The sequence below is a fragment of the Mesorhizobium sp. M6A.T.Ce.TU.016.01.1.1 genome, from assembly GCF_003997065.1.
Classification (GTDB): Bacteria; Pseudomonadota; Alphaproteobacteria; order Rhizobiales; family Rhizobiaceae; genus Mesorhizobium; species Mesorhizobium mediterraneum.
Map to the genome: position 1 here is coordinate 218,982 of NZ_RZTJ01000009.1, position 6,214 is coordinate 225,195.

6 protein-coding genes are annotated in these 6,214 nt (G+C 62.6%); 3 read left to right on the forward strand and 3 right to left on the reverse strand.

Translation table 11 applies throughout. The features are described from left to right. Window positions 1–93: 93 nt before the first annotated feature. From EOC94_RS18810 to EOC94_RS18820, 3 genes are all read left to right on the forward strand, one after another. On the forward strand, window positions 94–1,029 hold the full coding sequence (locus EOC94_RS18810; RefSeq protein WP_127292510.1) for an alpha/beta hydrolase: 936 nt from the start codon (window positions 94–96) through the stop codon (window positions 1,027–1,029). 173 nt (window positions 1,030–1,202) lie between these two features. Continuing rightward, a complete protein-coding gene (locus EOC94_RS18815; RefSeq protein ID WP_127292512.1) occupies window positions 1,203–2,378 on the forward strand; it encodes a CaiB/BaiF CoA-transferase family protein in 1,176 nt (391 codons plus the stop codon). Then, the gene (locus EOC94_RS18820) at window positions 2,375–4,024 is read left to right on the forward strand and encodes a thiamine pyrophosphate-binding protein (RefSeq protein WP_127292515.1); all 1,650 of its coding nucleotides are present in this window, start codon (window positions 2,375–2,377) and stop codon (window positions 4,022–4,024) included. Before EOC94_RS18815 ends, EOC94_RS18820 begins: the two co-directional genes overlap by 4 nt. 42 nt (window positions 4,025–4,066) lie before the next feature. On the opposite strand, the gene EOC94_RS18825 is transcribed toward EOC94_RS18820, so the two are convergent. From EOC94_RS18825 to EOC94_RS18835, 3 genes are all read right to left on the reverse strand, one after another. Beyond that, a complete protein-coding gene (locus EOC94_RS18825) occupies window positions 4,067–4,516 on the reverse strand; it encodes a CHRD domain-containing protein (protein ID WP_127292517.1) in 450 nt (149 codons plus the stop codon). A 166-nt stretch (window positions 4,517–4,682) separates the two neighbouring features. Further along, window positions 4,683–5,654, reverse strand: coding sequence for an ABC transporter substrate-binding protein (locus EOC94_RS18830; protein WP_095482887.1), 972 nt, complete (start codon window positions 5,652–5,654; stop codon window positions 4,683–4,685). 81 nt (window positions 5,655–5,735) lie between these two features. Next, the coding region (locus tag EOC94_RS18835; protein ID WP_148128431.1) for an ABC transporter permease at window positions 5,736–6,214 on the reverse strand (479 nt) is incomplete at its 5' end.

Genomic DNA, 6,214 nt, shown 5'->3' on the forward strand with positions numbered 1-6,214 from the left:
GAACAGCGCTGCGAAAACACGGATTGACGCAAAGCCGGCGTCGGCGCACACAAACGCCGGAGCCGCGAAAAACGCGTTGGAGACGAAGCGACAATGTCATTCAGCCAACAGCGCGTGCTCCGATCGCCAACCGGCGCCGAGCTCAACCTTTATTTGAAACGCGCCGAGGGCCGCCCGCGCGCGGTCGTCCAGATTAATCACGGACTGGCCGAACACGCCGCGCGCTATGTCCGCTTCGCTACCTTTCTGGGTGAGCGCGGCTTCCATGTCTACGCCCATGACCATCGCGGCCATGGCGCAACCAAGGCGCCAGACGCGCCGCTCGGCCAGTTCGCTCAATCAGATGGCGGCGCCAAGGTCATCGCCGATGTCGCCGCCGTGCACGATCTGATCGCCGACGACCACCCCGGCCTGCCCGTCATCGTCTTCGGCCATTCCATGGGCGGCCTCGTCGCCCTTACTTTCATGCTTCATCATTCGAACCGACTGCACGCCGCCGCCATATGGAACGCGAATTTTTCAGCTGGGCTCGCCGGTCGTGCCGCGCAAGCCATTCTTGCCTGGGAAAAGTTCCGGCTCGGCTCCGACATGCCGTCGCGCATGCTGCCGAGACTGACCTTCCAGGCTTGGGGCAAAGCCGTGCCCGATCACCGGACGCCGTTCGACTGGCTGTCGCGCGATCCAGCCGAAGTCGAAAAGTACATCGCCGACCCGCTGTGCGGCTGGGATGCCTCGGTGTCGATGTGGCGCGACCTGTTTGGCTTTGTCTTTGACGGTGCCGACGACGCTAATTTTTCCGGCGTCCGCAAGACCCTGCCGATCTGTCTGGTCGGCGGCGAAAAGGACCCCGCCACCGCCGGCGGCAAGGCGGTCAACCACCTCGCTGGACGCCTGCACAGGATGGGCTTTTCGAATCTCGTTTCAACGGTTTACGCCGAGACCCGCCACGAAAGCCTGAACGAAGTGAATCGAGATATCATCATGGATGATTTCGCCGCATGGGCCGACAGCATGCTGAAACAAGCCTGATCGAGATAGGTATGGTCGACATCGGCACAATCGGATTGGCCCATTGCAAGAGCCGTGACAGCAGCACGCGGGATTGATAGTGCATGTTGCCCAAAAGTGCGCAGCAGTTTTGGGACAACGACATGCACAAAAAAGAAATCCAAGGCTGCGCTTCCGACCAATCACGGTGATCTATGACTGAGCCTCCGCTGAAAGGCATCCGCGTAATCGAACTCGCCCGCATCCTGGCCGGGCCATGGGCCGGGCAGCTGCTTGCCGATCTCGGCGCCGATGTCATCAAGGTCGAGAGCCCGGATGGCGGCGACGACACCCGCAAATGGGGCCCGCCCTTCGTCATGAGCCATGACGGCGAAAACCTTTCGGCCGCCTATTACCATTCCTGCAATCGCGGCAAGCGCTCTATCGCCATCGATTTCTCGACGCCCGAAGGCGCCGAGACAGTCCGCCGGCTGGTCGCGGCATCAGACGTGCTGATCGAGAACTTCAAGCTCGGTGGTCTGAAGAAATACGGGCTCGACTATGACAGCTTGCGCAAGATCAACCCGCGGCTGATCTATTGCTCGATCACCGGCTTCGGCCAGGACGGACCCTATGCGCCACGCGCCGGCTATGATTTCATCATCCAGGGCATGGCCGGCATGATGTCGATCACCGGCGAGGCTGGCCGTGAGCCGCAAAAGGCCGGCGTCGCCATCTCCGATATTTTCACCGGCCTCTATTCGGTGATCGCCATCCAGGCCGCACTTCGTCACGCCGAGAAGACCGGCGAAGGCCAGCATATCGACATGGCGCTCTACGACACCCAGATCTCGGCGCTCGGCAACCAGAACCTCAATTATCTGGTCTCCGGCAAATCGCCTGTGCAGATGGGCAATGCGCATATGAACATCGCGCCGTACGAAGTGGTGCCGGTGAAGGACGGCCACCTCATCCTGGCCATCGGCAATGACGGCCAGTTCGCCAAATTCTGCGCGGCTGTCGGATTGGTCGACCTGCCATCGAACCCCGATTTCGCTACCAATCCCGCCCGGGTCGCCAACCGGGCGAAACTGCGCGAACACATGATCGATGCGCTAAAAACCTTCGATCGCGATCCGCTGCTGACCAAGCTGGAGGCGGCAAACGTGCCTGCCAGCCCGATCAACACGATCGGCGAGATGTTCGCCGACCCGCAGACCATCGCGCGCGGCATGCGGCTCGACCTCGACGATGGCCATGGCAATCTCTTGCCCTCGGTGCGCGCGCCGATGGTCATGTCGGGCACACCGCTGGTCTATGAGCGGCCCTCGCCGCGTCTCGGCGAGCACACAGAAGAAATCCTAGCCGAACTGGAGAGGTCAGGAAAATGAAGACCGGCGGACAACTGATCGTCGATGCGCTCGAAGCCAATGGCACCGACCGCATCTATTGCGTGCCCGGAGAATCCTATCTTGCGGTGCTCGACGCGCTGCACGATTCGACGATCCGCACCATCGTCTGCCGCCAGGAAGGCGGAGCTGCGATGATGGCCGACTGTCATGGTCGGCTGACCGGCAAGCCCGGCATCTGCTTCGTCACCCGCGGCCCCGGCGCCACCAACGCCTCCGCCGGCATCCACATCGCGATGCAGGATTCGGTTCCCGTCATCCTGTTCATCGGCCAGGTCGCCAGCCACGCCAAGGAGCGCGAGGCCTTCCAGGAGGTCGACTATGTCAGGTTCTTCGGTGACATCGCCAAATGGGTGGTCGAGATCGACGATGCCGCGCGCATCCCCGAATTCGTCACTCGCGCCTTCGCGGTGGCGACGTCCGGCCGCCCCGGCCCGGTCGTCGTCTCGCTGCCGGAAGACATGCTGACCAGCCTTGCCGAGGCGCCAGCAGCCCTGCCCCACACGCCGGTCGAAACGCGGCCGGGCGAGGCCGAGCTCGATGCTCTCGAAAAGCTCCTCAACAAGGCGAGGCGCCCCTTCGTTATCCTCGGCGGCACGCGCTGGGATGCGGAGGCCGTCGCGCGGATGCGGACGATCGCCGAAGCTTGGTCGCTGCCGGTCGGCTGCTCCTTTCGCCGCCAGATGCTGTTCGACCATCTCCACCCGAACTATGCCGGCGATGTCGGCATCGGCATCAACCCGAAGCTGGCCACCGCCATCAAGCAGGCCGACCTCGTGCTGCTCGTCGGCGGCCGCATGGGCGAGATGCCGTCCTCCGACTACACGCTCCTGAAGAGCCCCTACCCCGACCAGACGCTGGTCCATGTCCATGCCGACGCCAGCGAGCTCGGCCGCGTCTATCGGCCGACGCTGGCGATCAACGCCTCGCCGTCCGCTTTCGTCGAAGCCTTCGCCGGGCGCAAGCCGGCCGCCACGCCGGTCTGGGCGGATGAAACGCCAAAACTTCACGCCGCCTATCTCGACTGGTCTACACCGCCGGAAAGCGGTCCCGGCTCCGTCCAGATGGGGCCGATCATGAACTATCTCGAAACGGTGCTGCCCGACGATGCGATCCTCACCAACGGCGCCGGCAACTACGCCACCTGGGTACACCGCTTCCACCGTTCCCGCCGCTTTGCCACGCAGGCAGCACCGACCTCCGGCTCGATGGGCTACGGCACGCCAGCGGCTGTCGCCGCCAAGGAGCTCTTCCCCGATCGCGACGTGATCGCCTTTGCCGGCGACGGCTGCTTCCTGATGAACGGGCAAGAATTCGCCACCGCCGTGCAATACGATCTGCCGATCATCGTCATCGTCGTCAACAACGGCATCTACGGCACCATCCGCATGCATCAGGAGCGCGAGTATCCGGGCCGTGTCGTCGCCACCGATCTGCGGAATCCCGACTTCGCGGCTTTGGCCCGCGCCTATGGCGGCCATGGCGAAACGGTCGAGAAGACGGCCGACTTCGCGCCGGCCTTCGAACGCGCCCGCGCCAGCGGCAAGCCGTCGATCGTCGAGATCAGGCTCGACCCCGAGGCCATCACGCCGACCCGGACGATGACCCAGATCCGCGACAAGTCCTGATCCGGCAGGAAGGGGTGCCCCTTCCGTCGGCGCAAGACTTGGCTACATCGTTGCCGCCTTCTCGATCTGCCCGCGGATCTCGCCATCCTCGTGGGCCGCCGTATGGATGTTGATGTAATATTTGCCGGCCATCAGGTCGGCAGCCTGCGCGTCGGTCAGAATCGCCGCCCCCTTGAACGGGCTTTTCGGAGCGCCCTTGAACGGGACGGCGACGCCGGCATTTTCACCCTTTGCTGCCGGACCGTGAATATGTCCGGCCGTCGCCGGCCCACTGAGACCTGAATACGTCACGTTCCAGGTGAGCTGTTTCGTGGCGGTGTCGAAGACGAGAGCGGCGGTACCCTTGCCCTCGGTGGTGATGGGCGGATTCTGCTGAGCGCCATCGAGCGTCGCCTTCATCTTCATCATGTCGGCCAAAGCTGTTGAAGCGCTCAGGAAGGAAGCCGAAACGGCCAGCGCCGAAAGCATCGGCGAGAAGGATTGCATGCGCATGGAAATCTCCGTTGTGGCGATGACATCCGCTGAAGCTGGATGCACCGGCAACAACGGTTGTGCGAGCAGATGTTTCCACCGGTAACGGCTATTTTACGTCCCAACAAAAAGGGGCGGTCGCCCGCCCCCTTTTCGAATGCAGGCTTCAGAAGCCCAGTTGATCGCCCTACTTGATCGCCTTGTCAGTGATGGCTGTCGTGTAGGCGCCGGTCGGCTCCTTGGTGATGATCTTCTGGTCAAGCAGCGCCTTGGCGGTGCGTGCGTAGGTCGCCGGGTCGAGCTTGCCGTCGGCATTGTCGATCAGCTTGGCGACTTCGCCCATCATGCGCTTCTGGTGGTTCTCGTCCTGGCCGCCATTGTCCATGACGATGCCGGCCGCCTCGTCGGAATTGTCGACGGCGTATTTCCAGCCTTTCATCGAGGCGCGCACGAAACGCACCATCTTGTCCTCGAAGGCCGGATCCTTGAGCTTGTCCTCGGACGCATAGAGCCCGTCCTCAAGCAGGTCGTTGCCCATCGCCGAGTAGTTGAACACGATCAGCTCTTCCGGCTTGTAGCCGGCGTCGATGAGCTGCCAGTATTCGTTGTAGGTCATGACCGAAATGCAATCCGCCTGCTTCTGGATCAGCGGTTGCACGTCGAAACTCTGCTTCAGCACGGTGACGCCGTCCGGGCCGCCGTCGGTCTTCAGGCCGAGCTTGTTCATCCAGGCGTAGAACGGGTATTCGTTGCCGAAGAACCAGACGCCGAGCGTATGGCCCTTGAAGTCGGCTTCGGTCTTGATCGGGCCATCCTTCGGGCAGACCAGCTGCATGCCGGCCTTCTTGAACGGCTGGGCGATATTGACCAGCGGCACGCCCTTTTCGCGTGCGGCCAGCGCGCCGCCCATCCAGTCGACGATGACATCGGCGCCGCCGCCGGCGATCACCTGCTCGGGCGCGATATCGGGGCCGCCCGGCTTGATCTCGACGTCGAGGCCTTCGGCCTCATAGAACCCCTTGTCCTTGGCGACGTAGTAGCCGGCGAACTGGGCCTGCGTGACCCATTTCAGCTGCAGCGTCACCTTGTCTGCAGCCATCGCCTGGAACGCGGCAAGCGACATCGCGCCGGCCAGCATCGAAATAACAAGTCTTTTCATGTTTTTACCCTCTGAAGTTAAGTGTTCACCCTTTAGGATCAGGACCTTCAATGCGCTCCTGATTCCAAACCCGCCACCGCCCTATCCACCACGGACGGAGGGATGCCAAAACGTGACTGCTCTCTCGAAAAGAGCGACCACGCCATAAAAGACCGAACCCGCAAGTGCTGCAACTGCGATTTCGGCCCAGACCATGTCGATGTTCATCCGTCCGACCTCGGTCGAAATCCGGAATCCCATGCCGACCACCGGTGTGCCGAAGAACTCCGCGACGATGGCGCCGATCAACGCCAGCGTCGAATTGATCTTCAGTGCGTTGAAGATGAAGGGGGCCGCCGCCGGCAACCGCAGCTTGAACAGCGTCTGCCAATAGCTCGACGCATAGGTGCGCATCAGGTCGCGCTCCATATGGCCGGAGGCGGCAAGGCCGGCGACCGTATTCACCAGCATCGGGAAGAAGGTCATGATGATGACGACGGCGGCCTTCGACTGCCAGTCGAAGCCGAACCACATGACCATGATCGGCGCCATCGTCGCGGAGTTCTTCGGCACACCGGTGG

What these genes read in the sequence shown, in the direction of transcription:
- EOC94_RS18825 (WP_127292517.1), bottom strand. Translation starts at nt 4,516, where the DNA reads ATGCGCATGCAATCCTTCTCGCCGATGCTTTCGGCGCTGGCCGTTTCG.
- EOC94_RS18810 (WP_127292510.1), top strand. Translation starts at nt 94, where the DNA reads ATGTCATTCAGCCAACAGCGCGTGCTCCGATCGCCAACCGGCGCCGAG.
- EOC94_RS18820 (WP_127292515.1), top strand. Translation starts at nt 2,375, where the DNA reads ATGAAGACCGGCGGACAACTGATCGTCGATGCGCTCGAAGCCAATGGC.
- EOC94_RS18830 (WP_095482887.1), bottom strand. Translation starts at nt 5,654, where the DNA reads ATGAAAAGACTTGTTATTTCGATGCTGGCCGGCGCGATGTCGCTTGCC.
- EOC94_RS18815 (WP_127292512.1), top strand. Translation starts at nt 1,203, where the DNA reads ATGACTGAGCCTCCGCTGAAAGGCATCCGCGTAATCGAACTCGCCCGC.